General features: G+C 36.3%; 19 protein-coding genes and 1 pseudogene. 14 read left to right on the forward strand and 6 right to left on the reverse strand.

Annotated elements, in window-relative coordinates; translation table 11 throughout:
• Window positions 1-199: 199 nt before the first annotated feature.
• Window positions 200-1,453, reverse strand: a pseudogene (locus BXY75_RS17390) (DUF4331 family protein).
• A 141-nt stretch (window positions 1,454-1,594) separates the two neighbouring features.
• On the opposite strand from BXY75_RS17390, the gene miaE reads away from it, so the two are divergent.
• The 11 genes from miaE (at window position 1,595) to BXY75_RS06975 (ending at window position 11,222) form a co-directional block, all read left to right on the forward strand.
• The gene (gene miaE, locus BXY75_RS06925) at window positions 1,595-2,176 is read left to right on the forward strand and encodes a tRNA-(ms[2]io[6]A)-hydroxylase (protein ID WP_121907376.1); all 582 of its coding nucleotides are present in this window, start codon (window positions 1,595-1,597) and stop codon (window positions 2,174-2,176) included.
• A 35-nt stretch (window positions 2,177-2,211) separates the two neighbouring features.
• Entirely contained in the window at window positions 2,212-2,598 is a 387-nt protein-coding gene (locus BXY75_RS06930) for a hypothetical protein (RefSeq protein ID WP_121906988.1), read from the forward strand.
• Between the two features lie 224 nt (window positions 2,599-2,822).
• Window positions 2,823-3,680: an ATP phosphoribosyltransferase gene (gene hisG, locus BXY75_RS06935; protein ID WP_121906989.1), complete on the forward strand. Its 858-nt coding sequence runs from the start codon at window positions 2,823-2,825 to the stop codon at window positions 3,678-3,680.
• The gene (gene hisD / locus BXY75_RS06940) at window positions 3,680-4,969 is read left to right on the forward strand and encodes a histidinol dehydrogenase (protein ID WP_121906990.1); all 1,290 of its coding nucleotides are present in this window, start codon (window positions 3,680-3,682) and stop codon (window positions 4,967-4,969) included. The genes hisG and hisD overlap by 1 nt, the downstream gene beginning before the upstream one ends.
• Entirely contained in the window at window positions 4,962-5,990 is a 1,029-nt protein-coding gene (gene hisC / locus BXY75_RS06945) for a histidinol-phosphate transaminase (RefSeq protein ID WP_121906991.1), read from the forward strand. The genes hisD and hisC overlap by 8 nt, the downstream gene beginning before the upstream one ends.
• On the forward strand, window positions 5,987-7,078 hold the full coding sequence (gene hisB, locus BXY75_RS06950) for a bifunctional histidinol-phosphatase/imidazoleglycerol-phosphate dehydratase HisB (protein WP_121906992.1): 1,092 nt from the start codon (window positions 5,987-5,989) through the stop codon (window positions 7,076-7,078). Before hisC ends, hisB begins: the two co-directional genes overlap by 4 nt.
• The gene (hisH, locus tag BXY75_RS06955) at window positions 7,075-7,653 is read left to right on the forward strand and encodes an imidazole glycerol phosphate synthase subunit HisH (protein ID WP_121906993.1); all 579 of its coding nucleotides are present in this window, start codon (window positions 7,075-7,077) and stop codon (window positions 7,651-7,653) included. Before hisB ends, hisH begins: the two co-directional genes overlap by 4 nt.
• A complete protein-coding gene (gene hisA / locus BXY75_RS06960; protein ID WP_121906994.1) occupies window positions 7,650-8,363 on the forward strand; it encodes a 1-(5-phosphoribosyl)-5-[(5-phosphoribosylamino)methylideneamino]imidazole-4-carboxamide isomerase in 714 nt (237 codons plus the stop codon). Before hisH ends, hisA begins: the two co-directional genes overlap by 4 nt.
• Window positions 8,357-9,118, forward strand: a complete 762-nt coding sequence (hisF, locus tag BXY75_RS06965) for an imidazole glycerol phosphate synthase subunit HisF (protein WP_121906995.1) — start codon at window positions 8,357-8,359, stop codon at window positions 9,116-9,118. The genes hisA and hisF overlap by 7 nt, the downstream gene beginning before the upstream one ends.
• A gap of 5 nt (window positions 9,119-9,123) precedes the next feature.
• Window positions 9,124-9,714 (forward strand): bifunctional phosphoribosyl-AMP cyclohydrolase/phosphoribosyl-ATP diphosphatase HisIE, encoded by a 591-nt coding sequence (gene hisIE / locus BXY75_RS06970; protein WP_121906996.1) that lies wholly within the window; start codon window positions 9,124-9,126, stop codon window positions 9,712-9,714.
• Window positions 9,715-10,103: 389 nt separating this feature from the next.
• Window positions 10,104-11,222, forward strand: a complete 1,119-nt coding sequence (locus tag BXY75_RS06975) for an MBL fold metallo-hydrolase (RefSeq protein ID WP_121907377.1) — start codon at window positions 10,104-10,106, stop codon at window positions 11,220-11,222.
• A 3-nt stretch (window positions 11,223-11,225) separates the two neighbouring features.
• Here BXY75_RS06975 and BXY75_RS06980 read toward each other — a convergent pair whose 3' ends face one another.
• Genes BXY75_RS06980 through BXY75_RS06995 form a run of 4 tightly spaced genes read right to left on the reverse strand, consistent with a single transcriptional unit; the run spans window position 11,226 to window position 17,660 of the window.
• Window positions 11,226-12,950 (reverse strand): hypothetical protein, encoded by a 1,725-nt coding sequence (locus BXY75_RS06980; RefSeq protein WP_121906997.1) that lies wholly within the window; start codon window positions 12,948-12,950, stop codon window positions 11,226-11,228.
• Window positions 12,951-12,952: 2 nt separating this feature from the next.
• A complete protein-coding gene (locus tag BXY75_RS06985) occupies window positions 12,953-14,155 on the reverse strand; it encodes a DUF4249 domain-containing protein (protein ID WP_121906998.1) in 1,203 nt (400 codons plus the stop codon).
• A 6-nt stretch (window positions 14,156-14,161) separates the two neighbouring features.
• Entirely contained in the window at window positions 14,162-16,915 is a 2,754-nt protein-coding gene (locus BXY75_RS06990; RefSeq protein WP_121907378.1) for a TonB-dependent receptor, read from the reverse strand.
• Between the two features lie 31 nt (window positions 16,916-16,946).
• The gene (locus BXY75_RS06995) at window positions 16,947-17,660 is read right to left on the reverse strand and encodes a hypothetical protein (RefSeq protein ID WP_147437247.1); all 714 of its coding nucleotides are present in this window, start codon (window positions 17,658-17,660) and stop codon (window positions 16,947-16,949) included.
• A gap of 336 nt (window positions 17,661-17,996) precedes the next feature.
• On the opposite strand from BXY75_RS06995, the gene BXY75_RS07000 reads away from it, so the two are divergent.
• The 3 genes from BXY75_RS07000 to BXY75_RS07010 all read left to right on the forward strand — a co-directional run bounded on the left by BXY75_RS07000 (window position 17,997) and on the right by BXY75_RS07010 (window position 21,429).
• Complete coding sequence (locus tag BXY75_RS07000; RefSeq protein ID WP_121907379.1) at window positions 17,997-18,473, forward strand: hypothetical protein; 477 nt, start codon at window positions 17,997-17,999, stop codon at window positions 18,471-18,473.
• 21 nt (window positions 18,474-18,494) lie between these two features.
• A complete protein-coding gene (gene arsC / locus BXY75_RS07005; protein WP_121907000.1) occupies window positions 18,495-18,836 on the forward strand; it encodes an arsenate reductase (glutaredoxin) in 342 nt (113 codons plus the stop codon).
• A gap of 85 nt (window positions 18,837-18,921) precedes the next feature.
• Entirely contained in the window at window positions 18,922-21,429 is a 2,508-nt protein-coding gene (locus BXY75_RS07010; protein WP_121907001.1) for an outer membrane beta-barrel family protein, read from the forward strand.
• A 73-nt stretch (window positions 21,430-21,502) separates the two neighbouring features.
• Here the strand turns inward: BXY75_RS07010 and BXY75_RS17140 are convergent, their stop codons facing one another.
• A complete protein-coding gene (locus BXY75_RS17140) occupies window positions 21,503-21,673 on the reverse strand; it encodes a hypothetical protein (protein WP_170152861.1) in 171 nt (56 codons plus the stop codon).
• Window positions 21,674-21,809: the final 136 nt, after the last annotated feature.

A 21,809-nucleotide genomic window follows, 5' to 3' on the forward strand; every position in this document is an offset into this window, starting at 1 on the left:
AATCTTTTTCGAGATGAAAATAGTTGATTTTTTCTTAAATTTTGTTTTTTCTGAAGTAAAATAGACCAGTTAAAGACTAATTGAGCTCTTAACTCAATTTAAACCAGTCTCTTAAAATGAAGTGCAAAAGCATGCCTTCAGAATAAAAAAAGGCATACGTTTAAAACATATGCCTTGATAAACTTATAATTAAACTTTTCTACCAGGCTTCTGCCAAGTATGGAAATGACGATGAAAACGCTGTATCATTAGCATCAACATGATCATCTGAAAGATTTGGATTTTCGGTAAAATCTTCTCCTCCAAATATAAGTAGTAGTTCAACAGTGATTACATCATCACTTAATGTTCTTCCTGTAAGTACGTTCACTCCGTCAAAGAATGTAGTCGTTCCATCCAAAGATACATTGAGTACATCGGTTGCTAAAAGCCCGGTAAAAGCTGCGGCAGTTAATCCAAGTGCGTTCATATCTGTTGGGACATTAAAAGCTGGGCTTAAGGCCGTTAAATTAGCTTCAAACATGGGTTGAAAAGAATTTTGATCTGATGGTATGGTTACATTAAACTGATCTTTACTTCCGCTTGACACAAAAACTGTGTTCACTGCAGGACGTCCCATCTGGTCTTGTTGCACATAAGTTCCGTGGAAAACTGCGCGACCTTCAAATTCTTCCATGCTTAGATCTTGCTCTGTAGAAGTACTAAAATCTTCTTTTTGACAGCTAAACAAAACAGCGGTCATTACTAAAATTCCTAATATTGTATTTAAATTTTTCATGATATTATCTGTTTTGATTAATTATTGTCTTCTTTTTGTTTCAACCCAAGTATTAATAGTTCCTGAGCCACCAATTAGCGCTTTAGGTACTTCTACTACTATAGACATTACATTAGTTCCTGCAAAAGTATCACTCCCCGGATCGTTGAAACCACCAGCATTACCAGCTAAAATCTGACTGTATTGTGCAAAATCGAAAAAGAAAGGATCATCGCGAGGTCCTGCAAAATATTTAAGACCACGTCTATTTTCAATAATTGGAGCAGATCCGTAAGGCGTTATCCTAACTAATCCTCTATAGCTTCCACTAGTAATCAGTGTACTTTCAAGACCTGTTTGATCTGGTGCAGATGGTCCATAAAAAAACATTCTCCCGGCCCTTGGAATGGCTTGAATTACTAAATCTTCAACATTATCCCCAGTATTGTCTATGTTTATTTCGATCATTAAATCTTCATCAAAGGTTGCATTCGCCGTAGCTGATGGACTTAAGAGCCCTTGCACGTTGGCAATGAACACAATATTGTCTGTGTCCTCTCCTTGAAAGGCATAAAAGTCTGTGATATCACTTGTCTGCCCGGTTACTGCAGGAGCATCGATGTGATCTGCAGCTACGAAAACTAGTCCTGCCGCGATCAGCAAACCAATTCCGAAAATAATTTTTAATTTTTTCATAATTGTAAGGTTTTAGTTAATAATTTAAATAATTGATTATTATATAGTTATGTACGTAGAAAATTCTCAGTTGGTTTTGTTAAACTTTTGTTAATGCATTTTCGATGGATTAAAAGCTATCTTTACAGCTCAAAAATTGATATGCTTAACTTAAAACTGGCAACAGATCCGCGCTGGGTAAACATTGTAGAGTCGAACATTGAAGAGATACTTACAGATCATGCATGGTGTGAACAGAAAGCTGCCACGAACGCGATCACAATAATCACCTTAAACTCGGAACATACAGACCTTGTTACGGATCTATTGAAACTTGCTCAAGAAGAATTAGAGCATTTTGAAATGGTACACGAAATAATTAAACAACGAGGATACAAGCTAGGTCGTGAAAGAAAAGATCATTATGTCAATCAACTGTTTCAGTTTACCAGAAATGGAGGGAATCGCCAGCAATCGATGGTTGATCGTTTGTTGTTTTCAGCTATGATTGAAGCCAGGAGTTGTGAACGATTTAAACTGCTTTCTGAAAGAATAAAGGATCCTGAATTATCAAAATTTTATAAGGAACTTATGATTAGTGAAGCTGGTCATTATACAACTTTCTTAGGCTTTGCCCGAAAGTATGGAGAAGGAATCGATGTAGAAAAACGCTGGAAAGATCTAATTGAGTTTGAAGGAGAGATCATAAAAAATTATGGCACCTCTGAACGCATCCACGGTTAAATTGCAAATTGAAAAATCAAAAAATATAGGAAATTATGACAAATGAGTCAACAATTACAGATCCGTCTGAAGAAGAAAATAAAGCCGCATTTTTAGAGTCGAATATTTTTTTAGACCTAGAGAATCAACATAAAGGAATAAGAGATAAATCTAAACAATACTTTTCTGAAGAAGATTTTAAAAAAGTACTAGAAAGAGCAGCGTATTATGGAATAGGAATCTATAATATTTACGCATTTCGAAAGAAAAAACCATTTGACACCGTTAATCACGAGGATTACAATAAAAAAGCAACACATCCTAAATGGTATAGCAATGCTTTTATTCATCTTAAAAAAAGAGAAAAAGAAATGCTTTATGCGGCAGATTACAGAGTTACAAAAAAATTGCTTTCGGGCAATCCAAAAACAATGGAAAAATAAAAATCTGTTAATTTGTAGTAATTCTTAAAAAAACATTCTAAGTTTGTCCCAACAAAACAACACATGAATTTTACACAATTACATCATCATCATTTTCATATTTGCTCTCAGGCGAACAGGAAATGAACTATGTAATCTAAAAATATTTCAAAACCCGTCTGAGTGAATCAGGCGGGTTTTTTGTTATAATTACTTCCGGTTTACTCAGAATTATTCTCTAAAACATGAGTACACTAAAAATTGCAATTCAAAAGAGCGGTCGTTTACAGTCCGAATCATTACAACTATTAAAATCCTGCGGCATTAATGTTGAAAATGGTCGCGACCAACTAAAGGTTACTATTGGAAACTTTCCTTTAGAAGTCCTTTATCTTCGGAATTCGGACATTCCACAATATCTGGAAGACGGGGTGGTAGATGTAGCTATAGTTGGTGAAAACCTATTAGTTGAAAAAGGAAACAAAGTAAAAATTATTGAGCGATTGGGATTCTCCAAATGCCGAGTCTCCCTGGCTATTCCGAAAGAAATTGATGATAATAAACTTTCCTATTTTCAAGGGAAGAGAATTGCAACCTCCTATCCCAAAACATTGGAAGCTTTTCTGAAAAAAGAAGGAATTGAATCTGAAATACACGTCATCTCAGGCTCTGTAGAAATAGCTCCAAACATAGGTCTCGCCGATGGTATTTGCGATATCGTAAGTACTGGTAGCACGTTGTTTAAAAACGGATTGAGAGAAACTCAGGTTATTTTACAATCGGAAGCTGTCTTGGTAAAATCATTGCAGATAAAACCTGCGCAACAAGAGATTCTCAATCGTCTTGTTTTTAGAATTCAGGCTGTCCTTCGAGCCAAAAACACCAAATATATATTGATGAATGTGCCTAACGATAAAATTGAACAGGTTAGTGCAATTCTACCAGTTTTAAAGAGCCCCACCGTCCTACCCTTAGCAGAAAAAGGCTGGAGTTCGCTTCATTCAGTAATTGATGAAGGTACATTCTGGAATGTAATTGATGAGCTAAAACTAGCTGGTGCCGAAGGTATTTTAATTGTCCCAATCGATAAAATGGTCATCTAATGGAAATGTATAACAAGCCGCCCAAAAAGCAATGGAAAGAACTTACAAGAAGACCGGGATTTGAAAAAAACCAACTTTCATCACTTGTTTACGATATTTTAAACGAAGTGAAATCCTACGGAAACGCTGCACTTCAGAAGTATTCGGAACAATTTGACAAGGTTAGTATTAATGATCTACTGGTTTCTGAAAAAGAAATGGAAATCGCTGAATCGGAAGTTTCCGAAGCGCTAAAAAGTGCAATAAAACTTGCTAAAAATAACATAGAAAAATTTCATGCCTCTCAACAAAATTCCGAAGAAAAAATAGAAACAACTTCCGGTGTATTTTGTTGGAGAAAAGCCGTCGCCATCGAAAAGGTCGGACTCTACATACCCGGTGGTTCTGCCCCACTCTTTTCAACGATACTCATGCTGGGAATACCAGCAATATTAGCAGGTTGCAAAGAAATAGTGCTTTGTACGCCACCAAATGTAAAAGGTAATATACATCCTGCGATACGCTATACCGCTAGTTTAATTGGGATTTCAAAAATTTTTAAGGTCGGTGGTGCGCAAGCAATAGCGGCTATGGCTTATGGTACTGAAACCATTCCGCAAGTATATAAGATCTTCGGACCGGGGAACCAATATGTCACCAAGGCTAAAGAACTCATCCAACAGAGTGGCACAGCAATCGATATGCCGGCAGGGCCAAGCGAAGTACTTGTGATTGCAGATAAGACCGGAATCCCTTCTTTTATTGCTTCAGATTTATTGTCGCAGGCAGAACATGGAGCGGATAGTCAGGTGATTCTTCTTTCAAACGATCAACGTATTATTGACGAAACACTTTCCGAAGTACAGAAACAATTAAACCAGCTTCCAAGAAAAAATACCGCCGAAAAAGCACTCGAGAATAGTAAAGCTATTTTATTAGAAAGCATGGAAGCCTGTATGGAGTTTAGCAATCTTTATGCTCCCGAACATTTAATACTCGCTTCGGAAAGTGCTTCTGGCTTGTCAGAAAAGGTTATCAATGCAGGCTCTGTTTTTCTTGGCAATTACAGCTGTGAAAGTGCCGGCGATTATGCCAGTGGCACTAATCATACGCTGCCAACCAACGGCTATGCACGAAATTATAGCGGTGTTTCATTAGAGAGCTTTCAGAAGAAAATAAGTTTTCAAGAGCTTTCAAAAGAAGGATTAAAAAATATAGGTCCCGCGATCGAGCTTATGGCAGAAGCCGAACAACTCATTGCTCATAAAAATGCCGTAAGTATTCGACTTAAATCCATAAACGATGTTTAAACTGAAATCAGTTATTCGAGAAAATATTGCCAAGTTAACACCCTATTCTAGTGCTAGGGATGAGTTTAACGGGAAAGGAATATTTCTGGACGCCAATGAAAATCCGTTTGGTGAATTGAATCGATATCCCGATCCGTATCAAACCACGCTGAAAAAGAAACTTTCTAAATTGAAAGGTATTTCTGCAGAGAAAATTTTTATTGGCAACGGAAGTGATGAAGTGATTGATCTTGCATTTCGTATTTTCTGTACCCCGGGAAATGATAAAGCCCTTACATTTTCGCCAACTTATGGTATGTATGATGTTTCGGCTGCAATAAATGATATAGAATTATTAAAAATACCGCTTACCTCCTATTTTCAGATCGATGAGAAATTATTAAAGCCTTTTCTGAAAGATTTAAGTCTTAAAATTATTTTTATCTGTTCGCCCAACAACCCAAGTGGGAATTTATTGAAGCGTTCAACAATCGAAAATATACTCGCTAATTTCAACGGAATTGTAATCGTTGACGAGGCCTATATCGATTTCTGCAAAGATGATACTTGTCTGAACCTATTGGCGAATTATCCAAATTTAATCGTTTGTCAGACCTTTAGTAAAGCCTACGGATTGGCAGCTGCGAGGGTTGGAATTGGTTATGCTTCGGAAGAGATCGTTCAATTGTTCAATAAGGTAAAACCTCCTTATAATGTGAGCGAATTAAACCAAAAGGCTGCAATTGAAGCTCTCGACAATTCTGAAGCTTATGAAGAAAATCTGAATATCATTCTAAGTGAAAGAAAGAAACTCGCAACAGCATTAGAAGAGCTGAAAATTGTTTTAAAGGTTTATCCATCAAATGCCAACTTTTTACTCGTAGAAACCATAAATGCAGATGTGATTTACAAGGATTTAGTTAGCCAGAAAATAATTACACGAAACCGAAACAATCTTGTCAATAATTGCATTAGAATTTCGGTGGGAACACCTTCAGAAAATAAAAAATTATTGCAAGCATTAAAAAATATCAACTTATGAAAAAAGTATTATTTATAGATCGTGATGGTACTCTAGTGATTGAGCCACCCGTCGATTACCAACTGGACAGCTTAGAAAAACTGGAATTTTATCCGGGAGTTTTTCAATGGTTAGCTAAAATTGTAAATGAACTGGATTTCGAACTTGTGATGGTGACGAATCAAGACGGTTTAGGTACCGATTCCTTTCCTGAAGATACATTTTGGCCGGCTCAGGAGAAGATAATAACAGCCTTTAAAAACGAAGGAATCGTCTTTTCTGAAATTCTCATTGATAAAAGTTTTCCAGAGGACAATGCGCCTACCCGCAAACCTCGAACCGGTCTTCTAAATAAATACATTCATGGAAATTACGATCTGAAAAACTCATTCGTAATTGGGGATCGAGAATCGGATATGGAACTGGCAAAAAATTTAAAATCTAAAGGAATATTTATAGGAGAAGAAAGTTCAGATTCTGCTGCTCTTACAACTACTTCCTGGAATGAAATTTATCGTTTTTTAAAATCGGAACCAAGAAGAGCAACGGTAAAACGTGCGACAAACGAAACAAATATTTCGGTAACAGTGGACTTGGATGGTGTTGGGAAAAGTGACATTTCTACAGGTTTAGGGTTCTTTGATCATATGTTAGAACAGATTTCCAAACACGGGAATATCGATCTTAGTGTTATTGTAAACGGCGATCTGGAAATAGATGAACATCACACTATCGAAGATACAGCACTTGCTCTGGGAGAAGCATTTCTAAAAGCGCTAGGATCAAAAAAAGGCATTGAACGATATGGATTCCTGCTCCCAATGGATGATTGCCTTGCGCAGTTGGCTATTGATTTTGGAGGCAGGCCTTGGTTGGTTTGGGATGCCGATTTTAAGCGTGAAATGATTGGAGAAATGCCGACCGAACTATTTATGCATTTTTTTAAATCATTTAGTGATACTGCCAAATGCAATTTAAATATTAAGGCTGAAGGTGATAATGAACACCACAAGATAGAAGCAATTTTTAAGGCCTTTGCGAAAGCGATAAAAATGGCAGTTTCAAAAACCGATGATTATTCAATCCCAAGTACGAAAGGAAGCTTATGATAGCCATAATTAAATACAACGCCGGGAATACACAGTCCGTGCAAAACGCCCTTTCCCGCTTAGGTTATTTAAGTGTAATCACCGATGAGCCGGAAACCATTTTGAAAGCGGATAAAGTGATTTTTCCGGGTGTAGGTGAGGCAAGTTCGGCCATGAAGTATCTTAGAGAAAAAGGTCTCGATAAAACAATCTTATCTATTACTAAACCTATGTTAGGTATTTGTTTAGGGCTTCAACTAATGTGCAAATCTTCGGAAGAAAATGACACTGATTGTCTGGGTATTTTTAAGACTAAAGTAAAGCGATTTCCAAGCTTCGGGATTGTTCCACATATGGGTTGGAATAACTTTAATGTATTGAAAGGCGATCTCTTCCGAAGCATAAAAAAAACGGAAGATGTTTACTATGTTCACAGCTATTATGCAGAAATAAATGAAGAAACAATTGCCAGCTGCGATTATATACTTCCATTTGCAAGTGCAATACAAAAAGACAATTATTATGCAACTCAATTCCATCCTGAAAAATCGGCTGGTGTAGGGGAACAAATCTTAAAAAACTTTTTAGAATTATGAAAATCATACCGGCAATTGATATTATCGATGGGAAATGCGTTCGTCTATCTAAGGGAGACTACAGCACTAAAAAAATCTACAATGAACATCCGTTAGAAGTGGCAAAAGAATTTGAGGCCAATGGCATACAATATTTGCATTTGGTTGATTTGGATGGTGCAAAATCCAAACATATTGTGAATTATAAGGTATTGGAAAGCATTTCAAAGAAGACGAACTTAAAAATCGATTTTGGAGGCGGTTTGAAATCGGATGACGATCTAAGAATCGCATTCGAATGTGGCGCGCAACAAATCACAGGCGGGAGTATTGCGGCTTCAGACCCAGAGAAATTTGCAGGATGGCTGCATACTTATGGAGTTGAGAAAATAATTCTCGGTGCAGACTGTAAAGATCGAATGATTGCTGTTAATGGTTGGTTACAAAGTTTAGAAGTTGAAGTAGTTTCTTTTATAACAAAGCATCAGTCCAATGGTATAAAAACTGTGATTTGTACCGATATTTCTAAAGATGGGATGCTCGAAGGACCTTCAATTGAGCTTTATCGCGATATAATAAAATCGGTTGATGTACAATTAATCGCTAGTGGTGGTGTTTCTTCAATGGAAGATTTATTTCAACTAAAAGAAATTGGCTGTAGTGGCGCTATTATAGGAAAAGCGATTTATGAAGGAAAAATAACATTAAAAGAGCTTCAGAAATTATGCTAAAAAAGAGAATTATTCCTTGTCTGGACATTCAAAATGGGAGAACCGTAAAAGGTGTGAATTTTGAGGGTATTCGCGACGCAGGAGATCCTATTGAACTCGCCAAAAAGTATGTTCTTGAAGGCGCCGATGAATTGATCTTTCTCGACATCACTGCGACCATTGAAAATAGAAACACATTACTGGAATTAGTTCGTGATATAGCTTCAGAAATCAACATTCCTTTTACTGTTGGTGGCGGAATTAGCACTGTGGAAGATGTTTCCAGATTAATAAAAGCTGGTGCAGATAAGGTGAGTATTAATTCGGCTGCTGTGAAGAATCCGCAACTTATATCGGCTATTGCAAATGAATTTGGGAGTCAATGTGTGGTGGTTGCGATCGACACAAAATTTAAAGAGAATGAATGGAAAGTTTATGTTCATGGCGGACGAACTCCTACCCCACTTTCGACAGTAAATTGGGCAAAGCAGATTGAGCAATTAGGAGGAGGTGAAATTTTACTCACCTCAATGAACAATGACGGTACAAAAACCGGCTTTGCAATTGATATTACAGCAGAAGTAAGTAATGCTGTACAAATTCCTGTGATAGCTTCGGGAGGTGCGGGAACCATGGAACATTTTAAAGAAGTATTTGAAAAAACAAAAGCAACCGGCGGACTTGCGGCAAGCATTTTTCATTATGGTGAAATCCCTATACCGGAATTAAAAAAATATTTATCAAAAGAAGATATCGCCGTGAGGCAAATTAATTAAGAATTATGAATTTAGATTTTAAAAAAGGAAATGGGCTTATACCAGTCATAGTACAAGACTATCTAACATTACAAGTCCTGATGTTAGGATATATGAATGAAGCCGCATACGAGAGCACTATTGAAAATAAAAAAGTTACTTTCTTTAGCAGGAGCAAAAACAGACTTTGGACAAAAGGTGAGACTTCTGGAAATTTTCTTGTCGTAAAAGATATAAAAATTGATTGCGATAGGGATACTATTTTGATAAAGGCTAAGCCACAAGGTCCAACTTGCCATACGGGTAGCACGACTTGCTTTAAAGAAGAAACATCTCAGGGCTTTATTTATTCTCTTGAACAAACTATTCACGATCGCATTGATAAAGACGATGAGAAATCCTATACCAACAAGCTATTCAAGAGTGGTATTAATAAGGTCGCACAAAAAGTTGGTGAAGAAGCAGTTGAATTGGTGATTGAAGCAATGGATGATAACGATGATTTGTTTAAGAATGAAGCCGCAGATTTATTATACCATTATTTAATTTTACTAAAAGCCAAAGGTTTTAAACTGGAAGACATTGAAGATATATTAAAAGAACGTTCGAGGCAATAATTCGAGTTATCAAAGTATCTAAAAAAACAAAGAGAACAAGATTTTTAAGTCTGGTTCTCTTTGCAAATCATATTCCTTTAGTTGGTATTATCCGACAAAGTTCGACGGGTTTATTTCTCAGCTGTTTAACTTAAGCTCCCCGACATGATAGTTTGATAAATATACAAACTATTTACCAATAAACAATGATAATTTTAATATTTTAACATATTAACTATGCACATTATCCGTCTGAAGGATTATTACCCCCAATAAAGCAAGGAAAATTCTAACTAAAACTGAGCTTTGTACGCTCGTCAACTCTTAGGAAAGCTTAGATTAATTGGGTTATCTTCGCGACTGTGGTTTTTTTACTAAAACGAATGAAGAAATTTTTTAAAACTCTCAAAATGATAATAGGCATCATCGCTTCATTAATTGGTATGATCGTTCTTATCGCTATCATATTTATCAATACCTCTTCTGAATTTGGCGCGAAAAGTGAAGGTGATCGGCTAAAAAGAATAGAAAAATCAGAACACTATAAAGATGGAAAATTTCATAATTTATCTGAAACGAATGTAGACGGAGATATCAATTATATTAAAACATTGGGCGAATATTTCACCAAAGGTAATAAAGTCCCTGATTGGTCCATTCCAGTGAAGAAAATCACTCCTGAAACGATTTCAAAAACTGCAGATTCAGTAACAAAAATTACTTGGTTTGGTCATTCAGCACTCCTGCTGGAAATGGACGGAATGAAAATATTCCTCGATCCAATGTTAGGAGAAGTCCCTGCTCCACACCCTTTGCTGGGCAGTAAGCGATTTAATGATACGCTACCTTTGGCTATTGAAGATATTCCAATTTTGGATGCGGTAATTATCTCCCATGATCATTATGATCACTTAGACTTCGGAAGTATTAAAAAACTAAAAGAGAAGGTGAAACATTTCTACGTACCTCTTGGTATTGGAGCACATCTAATTTCCTGGGGTGTTTCCGAAGAGAACATTACTGAAATGGACTGGTGGGAATCAACAAACCTTGCCGGAATTGAATTAACCGCTGCTCCCTCCCGTCATTTTTCAGGAAGAGGAATCGGTGATCGCTCTAGGACCCAATGGAGTTCATGGATAATTAAAGGAAAAACAAATTCAATTTACTTTAGCGGAGATTCGGGTTACGATACTCACTTTAAGGAAATAGGCGAGAAATTTGGTCCGTTCGACTTAGCCATAATGGAATGCGGGCAATACGACAAACAATGGCCTTTAATACACATGATGCCCGAAGAAACGGTACAAGCCACTATTGATGTAAAGGGAAAACTTCTTTTACCCATTCATTGGGGAGCATTCAAATTGGGATTACACTCCTGGACCGATCCGGCAGAGCGTGTAACCAAAACAGCTTCCGAAATGAACGTATCTATTACGACTCCAATTATTGGTGAAGCCATCGTTCTTGGCAATGAAACACCGCAATCACATTGGTGGGAGCGCACTTCCGAAGTAAAAAACTAAAGCCTATTCTACTTTAAAATAAGCAACATTACGGGTAAATTTCCCTTCACTGCTATAACCTTCAAGAACAATTTCATAAGCTCCGGTTTCATCAGATGTATAAAAACTCAAAGACTCATCTCCCGTAATTCTCACATTTGGCTGCCAAATCAATTGAACCCTGTTATCGGGAATTCGATCGAGAGATTCCTTTTCATAATTAGGCGTATAAAAATGTTTCCTCGGCAAAGGCTGATCCAATGGGATTGAAGCCATAAAGTCGCCTCCCATTGACGATACAAAATCGCCTTTTTTAGTATTGATTGCGATGATTCCACTATAAATCTGTGGTCCAAAACGATAGGCTTCAGCAATTACACGAATGCTATGAATATTCCTGGCATCATAGGCAAGTAGTTCATCATTGTTTTGGATTAGCATCCCATCCATAAGCAATAGCGCAGGTAACTCGCTAAAAAGCCCTTTCTCGCTATAGTTATATTCATCGAATACAATAAATTTACTCTCTTTGCCACTACCCCGCACTGCAGCAAGTTTTATTACTTCAATAAAGGTTTCTTTTACAGTTGGGAATCGTGTATAATCATCCAGTAAATAGGTGGTGCCAAGCTTCCCAAAAAATCTCGGATTAGGCACTTGCACCTCCAAACTATCATTATTGGCGTTGTAATATGCATTTTGAATCTGAAGTGCGATGCTGCGATCTTCAATCCATTGTTTCATCGATTTATCCAATAAAAGTTCGCGATTCGTGCGTAATTCTTCTGAAGCGAAAGTTTTATCATCTAAACTTATTTTATATTGTTTTCTATCGTTTTCCTTAATTTGAAAAGTAGCCTTGGAAGTCAAATAATATTCATCCACAGAAAAAAAGAAGCGTCCATTTTTATTCGTCTTTGCCAATTTAGAAACATAATTCTGTCCTGGAATGGTGAGCGAAACCATCTTATCGGCAACAGCTTGCCCATTGTTTATATCAGTCACTACACCCGATATAAGTTCTCCTCTAAGTTCAGGAATAAAAAAGGTATTGGACGAAGTATCTGTAGTATTCGATAATCCTTCAGTCGATTGGATAGTCAATGGTGGTAGCTTTCGGACCGACAATAGATAATCTCCATTTACAATAGAATTAGCTGAGTTCAATGTTGATAATTCTACTTTCGAGCGCTTAGGGTAATTAGATTTTATCTTTTGAAAAAGCCCGTTAACATCATTATTTAATACTTCTGAAAGCCCTTGAGGAGTAGTATCTATTAGAATCTTATGAAGTTCATTACCAGATTGAGTGATATTTGCTGGTGTTAGGAAAGGATTAATTATATGAATTGTGGAATGGTCAAAAACATCTTGTTTGTTGTTTCTTGAAAAATTGGTGTATCCTATAAGTTCATACACTCCGGTTTTTAAACTTGCTGGAATAAAAAAGTAGCCATTGGCAGCACCATTTTCTAATTTAAGTTTGTGTTGAAAAACTATGGAATCCTTTGCATTTCGAAGTGACACATAAAGTATCTTACTCAATGTGCTTGCCGAATTTGCATTTGTACGACAATATCCTTTGTATAGCAAGGTTTCTCCCGCTAGTAATATATTCGCATTTGAACTTAATTTAATATTCTCCTTCGGAAAAACCTGACTTCCAGACACAACTTCTGAAGCTGGTAGCTGAGCATAAAGTCCCAAATTGAGAAAAAACAGTACTAATATAACAGATGCTTTCTTCATAATTAATCTTCCCAAAAATCGGGTCTTACATTTGATGAAAAATAGGTGCATAGACTGCACTCCGGTTGAACAATTAAATAATTGGGATGAAAGGCGAAAATCACTTGATAATCAAAATACTGGATATGGGTCTTCAAAATTTCACGTTCGTTTGGATCATTGTCAAGTGTCGTATTATCGTTATAATCGATTTCAATAACATTACAATCAATAAAATATGGGGGTACGGGTAATCCCAAATCCTCATGATTAAAATAAATACGCTGCATACTTACTGAAGCTGCCTCAAAAAAACCGAGAACTTTCTCGTTAGGATTGCCAACAGAAGTAATATTTCCACTCACATAACCGGGCTGCCCTTGTGACAATAGACTTTCTACATTTCCAAGTTCATTTATAATTTTGTAAAAAGTATAAGCTTCAACACTCTGCACGAATTGCTTAACGAGTATGCTGTACCGTTCTCGTAATACAGCATTATTTTTATCTAAAAATCTCACCGGAAATCGTTCAACTCGATTTTCATCAAGTTCATTCGTGGCAGTCTGCCGTATTCCTGTCGAAAACTCTGTCGAATAGCATACGATCTCCGGTTCACGCGGTGTTAGTTGTACGTCAAAAGTTTCACTCTGCGAATTGTAATTAATAATTTCAGCGATGAAAGATGTTGGATTAGGAGCAACTATCTTATAAGTCTCAATATATTCATACCTAAAATATTTTGCGTTTCCTGTGGCATCAAATGCATCTACAAATACTTGTACTCCTTCGACCCCATCCTTTGTAATTACCTCCGGGTATACATTTTCTATCGCAACTGTTTCTGGCAATATAACTGCTTCCGAAGTATAATTTAAACCATCTGAACTATTAATCTTTAAAGTATATTCAACATTTGCTTCAACGGCGAAAACGGTATTTGAAATATAATCTCCCGTTTCAGGATCCTGCGAAAATTGATACATATCTCCGTTATTAGCTTCAATCCAAACCTCAGCATTATTTTCAACCTGACCTCCCGGGTTCTCCAAAGTAGAAGTTCTGGAAACTTTTACTTGCTGGTGCCTACTTTCATTTGTAATAGTAGCTTCTACTACCAGAACGTTTTCAAAATCAATCGTTTCTATCTCAAAAGGTTCTGTACATCCAATCTGCAAAAGAAGGAAGAAACTCAAAATCACTTGTAATATTTGTGTCTTTTTCATAGCTTCTTAAAACTTAAAATTATAGGTGATCGTTGGAACCGGGACTGAAAAGATCGAAGTTTTATACGCTTTTATCTGCCCATCTTCATTTACAAAGAACACCGAATACGGATTATTTCTCCCTAGCACATTGTACACCGATATATTAATAAAACTGTGTGCTAGTTTATTCTTTTTATGATTTCCTTCAATATTGAATCCTAGATCCAAACGGTAGTAATCCGGGATTCTAAACTGATTTCTATCACTGTATAACACCTGCTCTTCTCCTGCGAAAACAAAGCTTCCAATAGGATAGGTTACGGGTCGACCAGTTTGATAGGTGAAATTTCCAGAAAAACTAAAACGCTTTGTAAGTTTATAATTAGCCACCATTGTGAAATCATGGGGTTTGTCATAATTCGCTGCAAAGAATTCTCCGTTATTCACCTGCTCTTGTCGTATCTCACTATCGAGTTTTATAAGGGCTCGCGAATAGCTATACCCAAAATAACCGTTTAAACGCCCCTTATTTTTCTTGATTAAAAATTCTACCCCATAAGCTTTTCCTTCTCCTTGAAGCAACTCAGTTTCTAAATCGTCATTTAAAATTAACTGCGCACCAATCTTATAATCTAAAAGGTCGTTCATCTTTTTGTAATAGCCTTCCAAACTAAATTCCAGGTCTTCGTCCACAATGTTTTTAAAGAACCCTATAGAATATTGATCTGCTCGTTGTGGTTCTACATTTAAATCTGAAAGCTTCCAAATGTCTGTTGGCGACATGGTAGTATTAGTCGACAGTAAATGTAGATACTGTATCGTTCGATTATAGGCAGCTTTAAATGAAAAATCATTCCCGAGTAAATACCTACCGGAAATTCGATACTCCGGACCACCGTAGGTCTTTATCACCTCGTTCTTACCATAACTCTTAACCTCAGTAACCGAATTCTCTGATCTTGGCTCCCCATCGGCATACACATTTTGCGTTGCCTCACCCAATGCTGCATATATCGAATATCGCAAGCCGATATCCACCAATAACTTATCGTTTATTTCATATAAATCTGAAACATAAATCGCAGATTCCAATCCTTTTTCCCTATCGATTGTTTTTGCGTTCACATCAGAGTTAGCTCCTATTGGCACAATTTCACCCGGATCTATCGAATATATCTTACTACTTAAACCGTAGCTTAATTTATGTGCGTCGCTTAGGTTGTAATTTAGATTTAGTTTTATCTGACTTTCATTTAGTTTGTAACCAAAGTCAAAATTATTGTTTGCATCGGCTTCAAAACCGATATCATATTTATACTCACTGTTTACAAAAAGTAATTCACCACGGCTTTTTTCACTAAATCTATGGTTGTATTTTAAAGAAAGCAATCGATTATTATAGGAAAAAACAGAATCGGAGGTAATACTAAATCGATCCTTACTGTAATAAAAAGTTCCCTGAAATGTATTATTTTCATTGATGGCGTGCTTGTATTTTACAATCGCATCATAAAAGGAAGCTTCACTGTTCTTAAGCTGCTCTTCATCAAGATTTTTAAGAATATAATCTGAATATGTAGCACGAACCCCCGCAATTACCGAAGCCTTTTCTTTTACAATAGGTACTTCAATCGCCATATTTGCCGTAATTGGCCCGATTGAACCTTCACCAGATACTTTTTCGGTATTTCCAGATTTAGTTTCTATATCAAACACCGAAGACAGTCGTCCGCCGTAGGAAGCTGGAATACTCGCTTTATACACTTCCAGACTTCCTGTCGTGAAAGGATTCACGGCAGAAAAGAAACCCAAAAAGTGCGATGGATTATAGATTACTGCATCGTCCAATAAAATAAGGTTTTGGTCTGCCCTACCACCTCTTACGTTAAATCCGCTTGAGCCTTCTCCTGTTGTTTTAATTCCGGGTAAGGTAGTAGCCACTTTTAAAATATCACGTTCTCCTAAGATTAACGGAATTGTTTTTATAGCTTCTATGTTTATCAAGGTAGCACCAACTACGGCATCTCGTACATTTGCATCTCTTTTAGAAGCTACGACCACTTCATCAAGTGCCTGTGCATTTTCTGTTAAGCTTAGATTCAATCTGCCGTTTCCATATACAATCACATCTTGAAATATCTGCTCAAAGCCCAATAAGTTTGTTTCCAGCTTATTGAGTCCGTAAGGCAATGTAAGGGTATAATTTCCATTGTCATCAGTCACTGCATAATGTGTACGATCTAAAGTAGAAATAGACAAGCTAGCTACGCCTTCGTCGGTTTTTTCATTGATTACCCTTCCTGAAATTTCGTAATATTTTTTAGATGTAGCTGAGTTCTGCTTCCCAATAGTTATCAACCGATTTGTGCGGGATGACGTTTGTGAGGCAAACTCTTCCTGAAAAATTGGAGCTGTATTTTGGCTGTATTCTTCCTTATTTTCATCTTCAAAGTAACCAAGAGGCAATTTATCATTGACAATACTATTGTTCAACAAAAACACAGCCTTGTCATTACTGTAAAAATTTAGAGAGGTGTTTTCAAAAATTCCTCTTAGTACTGTAACTACTTCAGCCTGATCGAAGCTCTTGGTTACCTTCTGATTCTGAAGCCAGGAAGTTTCAAAGAAAAATTGGAGTCCACTTTTACGTTCTACCTCTAAAATGGCGGTTTCCAGTGGCGTATCTTTAAAATCGACGCTTATCTTCGTTGCTGATTGTCCATATAACTGTATAATTGACATTAATGCAATAAGGAATGCTATATATTTCTTTTTCATTGTAGGCTCCTCACAAATTTTACTGTTTTTACTATAACAAACTGCCATCCAAATAGGTAACCAGCTTGATCATAAAACTATTTCGGTTCGATTTATACAAGGCTCTATAACTTTTATAGAAGTCTTTAACTTGTTGGTATTGATCGGGCATTAAATCTTTAAAATCCCGATACGCATTCACTACTTTATAATGTCCGTTGTAATAAACCATATAAAAATTATCTGACTTAAAGCGATACTGTACCCCGCTACTCACTGCCTTTTCTTTTTTGGTTTTTACATTTTTTATATAAAGTTCTACCTTCTCACTTTTAAACCCTACCTCATAGAATCCATTTTTATTTCCATTGAGATCTATATTCGACAAACGAACAAAATCGTGAGTATACAGCGTGAAATTCGACACTTTTCCAGATATTAACTGAACGCTAAAAACACTCATATTATCATCAGACTTTGTGATAAGCTGATCTTCGAACAAATCGTACTTTAATAACACATTCGAATACAATTGCCCATCATATACCACTGTGCCTCTACTAAAATCAAATAGATTGTAATACCTATGTGTTTTATCCGTATTATTATAAATATCCTTAAACTCTGTACCATTGTATAGCCCAGTGTTTTCTTGGCTTACAATCGCATCGTAAGCTTCATATACATCATGATTTTTGGAAGTTTGTGCTAGGGTTGCTATGGTGAAAAATAGACACGTAAAATAGAGTGTGATTTTCTTATTCAAAAACATATGAGGTTCTACTGGTTAATGAGCTAATAAAACTACTAAATCCAAGTTGTATAAAGAAGTTAAAATTTTAAGATTGTGGAATGCTTTTCATATTTATTTCAAAACGCTAACATTCAGGATAATTGATTGCCTTATCTCTATGTTTTATTTATTTTCTTCGGAAATGTTCGCGTTTTAAAAGATGTTAGCATAACATATAAGAGCAAAAAACCCTTCAGAAACATTCTAAATGTGATTGGGTTTCTTCTGAAGCATTTGCTTTCGTTTGAACACTTTTATAAATCTATTCTGAAAGTATTTAAATACTTTTGCTTTCAGAAGAAAAAAGAAATGAAAGCTGCCACTGTTTCAGAAATAAAAAAAGAACTCAAATTCCGTTCTACCGAACAACTTATGGAACTCTGTCTGCGTTTAGCCCGTTTCAAAAAGGAAAACAAGGAACTACTAACTTATCTGTTATTTGAAAGCGATGATGAAGAAGCTTTCATTCGATCCATAAAATCTGAAATGGACGAACAATTCGAGACTATTAACACGAATTCCTACTTTTATATTAAGAAAAGCGTCCGTAAAATATTGCGAAACGTAAAGAAGTATATTCGGTATAGTCCTTTAAAAGAGACCGAGGTAGAATTATTGCTCTATTTTTGTAACAAATTAAAGGATTTGAACCCATCTATAAAACGAAATGTGACGCTTCTTAATTTATATAATCGTCAATTGGATTTTATTAGTAAAAAAATCACTGCCTTACACGAAGACCTTCAATACGATTATAATAAAGAGCTGGAAGATTTGGCTTTTTAAACTAAAAACAACACCAATATAATGATCACTATTTACCACAATAACCGTTGCAGCAAATCGAGAGAATGTTTTGGATTACTCGAAGATAAAAAAATAGAGATGGAAGTTATAAACTATCTACAAGACCCTATTTCAGAAGAAAAACTTAGAGAAATAATCACACTCTTAGGCATTGCTCCTATTATTCTTGTTCGTAAAAATGAAGCAATTTGGAAAGAGAATTTCAAAGGTAAAAATATGAGCGATGAGGATGTGATTAAAGCGATGCTTAAATACCCGAAGTTAATGGAACGACCTATCGTTATTAATGGAAAAAAAGCGGTGATAGGAAGACCCCCAGTTAAAGTGCTGGAAATTTTATAATTCGACCCCCGACTTTTTAACAAAACTTTGGCTATTCTCGACTAAACGTACGGCTATTTTCGCAGTCAAATCGGCTAAAATAAAGATGAGAATATACCTTTCACTACTTTTTGTTTGTATTACATTCACAAGTTACGCACAAAGACCTAATACTGAAATGATTTCGGTTTCGGGTACCATCATCGAAGAAGGATCTAACATACCCTTAGAATATGCAACCGTTGCTTTTATAGATGCATCCAATAAAATAGTGACAGGAGGAATAACCGACATCAACGGAACCTATAAAATTGATGTAGCTCCCGGGGTTTACACCGTACAATTTGAGTTTATTTCTTATCAAACAAAAAGACTCACAAATCAACGATTAGTTAAAGACATTACTTTACCAAGAGTTTTATTGTCCCTCGATGCTTCAAGCCTGGACGAGGTAGTGGTAAGGGCCGAAACCACCGAGGTGCAAGTTCGTTTGGATAAAAAAATATACAATATCGGGAAAGATTTAACTGCAAGCGGTGCTACAGTAAGTGATGCCCTGAATAACGTGCCATCGGTAACAGTGGATGTTGAAGGTGCTATTAGCCTTAGAGGGAATGAAAACGTTCGTATCCTTATTAATGGTAAGCCGTCTGCTATCGCCGGATTTGGTTCAACAGATGCTCTAAGACAACTTCCCGCCGAAGCTATAGAACGGGTCGAAGTTATTACGTCACCTTCGGCAAGATATGACGCTGAAGGAACTGCAGGAATAATTAATATTATTTTAAAGAAGGAAAAAACACTTGGACTTAATGGTTCCTTCACTGCGAATTACGGAGTTCCTTTAAGTAGCGGAATCACGGCAAATATTAACTTACGGACAGACAAATTCAATATCTTTAATACTACGGGAGTGCGTTATAGTAATTCTCCCGGAAATGCTTTTTTTGATAACCGTTATTTTTCGAGAACCATAATCGATACAGCCACTGGTAATCCAATAACTGTAGATCCTGCCTTCGATAGAAGTACCGAAAAACGAAATTACGACAGGTTGAGAACGGGTTTCAATACCAATCTTGGAATTGAATACTTTATAACCGATAAATCTTCTCTTACCGCTTCTGTATTTGCCCGAACAGGGGATGACACTACCACTACTACCAATCTAACAAATGATTATGAGACGCTAGACAATCTTGCATTTACCAGAGTAAGAATCGAAAATGAAGACGAAGATGAATTTAGCTATCAATTTAGTTTAAACTATGTCAATAAGTTTAATGACGATGGTCATGAACTTACCGTTGACTTTCAGTACGAGAATGACTCAGAGACTGAGAAATCTTTTATTACCGAACAAACTACTTTTCCAAGTATAGTAGCTTCTCCTTCTGAAGATATAACAAGTATAGAAGATCAAAACGAATATTTAGCCGCAGCCGATTATGTGCTGCCAATTGGTGAAAATGCTCAATTTGAAGCAGGTTATCGCGGAACCTTTGACCAGACTGTTACAGATTATACCTTGTTAGAAGAAGCTGGTACAACAGGGGTATTTATACGAAATGATGACATCTCTAATGTATTTACATATAATGAGAATGTGAATGCACTCTACACCCAATACGGAAATAAATTTGGTGACTTCTCCTTCCTTTTAGGATTGCGTATGGAAAACACTCAGTTAAAAGGAAAGGTTAATGCCGAGATAGAAACTACAGATCCAAATGCAGTTCCATTAAATTTCGATAAGAACTACACTGGTCTGTTCCCTACTGTTAATTTAATTTATGAATTGGCCGAAGACGAGAATATCACGCTGGGGTACAACCGGAGAATCAATCGACCAAGAAATTGGTTTATCAATCCGTTCCCATCTCGTTCAAGTGAGGCGAATATATTTCAGGGAAATCCTGATTTAAATCCAGCTTACGCCAGTGCTTTCGATCTTGGTTATTTAAAACGATGGGGGAGAAAATTTACATTAACGACTTCAATATATTTTCAAAATGAAACAGATGCTTTTGAGCGTATTCAGGAAGACACTGGGCAAATCACTTCCAATGGGACTCCTATAATTCGTACGATTCCTATCAACTTATCGACTAACAAACGTTATGGCTTTGAAGCAGGCGTGCTCTACAACCCTTTAAAATGGTTGCGACTAAACAGTAGTTTTAACTTTTTTAAGTTTGTTACTGAAGGCTCATTTAACGACATCGATTATGGTGCCGAAAACACCAGCTGGTTCGCCAGATTTAGCTCGAAAGTAAGTTTACCAGCTAAAATTGATTGGCAAACAAGTGCATTTTACCGTGGTCCTAACAATAATTCACAGACAGTAAGTGAAGGGATTTTTATTATGAACCTTGCCCTTAGCAAGGACATTATGAATGATAATGCAACCTTTGCATTTAATGTAAGCGATCTTTTAAATTCCAGAAAGCGAAGTTCTGTTACCACAACCGAAACATTTACAAGCGCAAGTGAATTTCAATGGAGAGAACGACAGTTTAACTTATCGTTTACCTATAGATTTAATGAAAAGAAAAAGCGAGAAAGAGGACAAGGAGGCAATGGTGGAGATGAAGGTGAAGGTTTCGAAGGATAAATATTTCAGAAAACAACATAAAAAAAGAGCGTTGCCATTAGCAACGCTCTTTTATATTTATAAACCTTTCTACTTAAGGTAATTTTTCTGCTTTTATCCCGTCTCTCTTCATTTTCCAGTTTTCATATAATGCACCACCTATCCAGTAAGGGATTATAGATACTAAGAAGATCATTAACCAAAAACCGATGGTTAAGATGGTTAAGAATGCTAAAAATCCTAAATACTGATCAAAATCGAACATAACTAAACTGGGTTTTAATGATGCTTCAAAGATAATAGGTTTTTTTTATAAAAAGGAAATGAATTATAATATTTATTCCATAAAAAGAATTGACATTGTTAACAACAACTGTTGATTGTTCATCTTAAATTCAAAT

This window comes from Ulvibacter antarcticus (assembly GCF_003688405.1).
GTDB lineage: Bacteria > Bacteroidota > Bacteroidia > Flavobacteriales > Flavobacteriaceae > Ulvibacter > Ulvibacter antarcticus.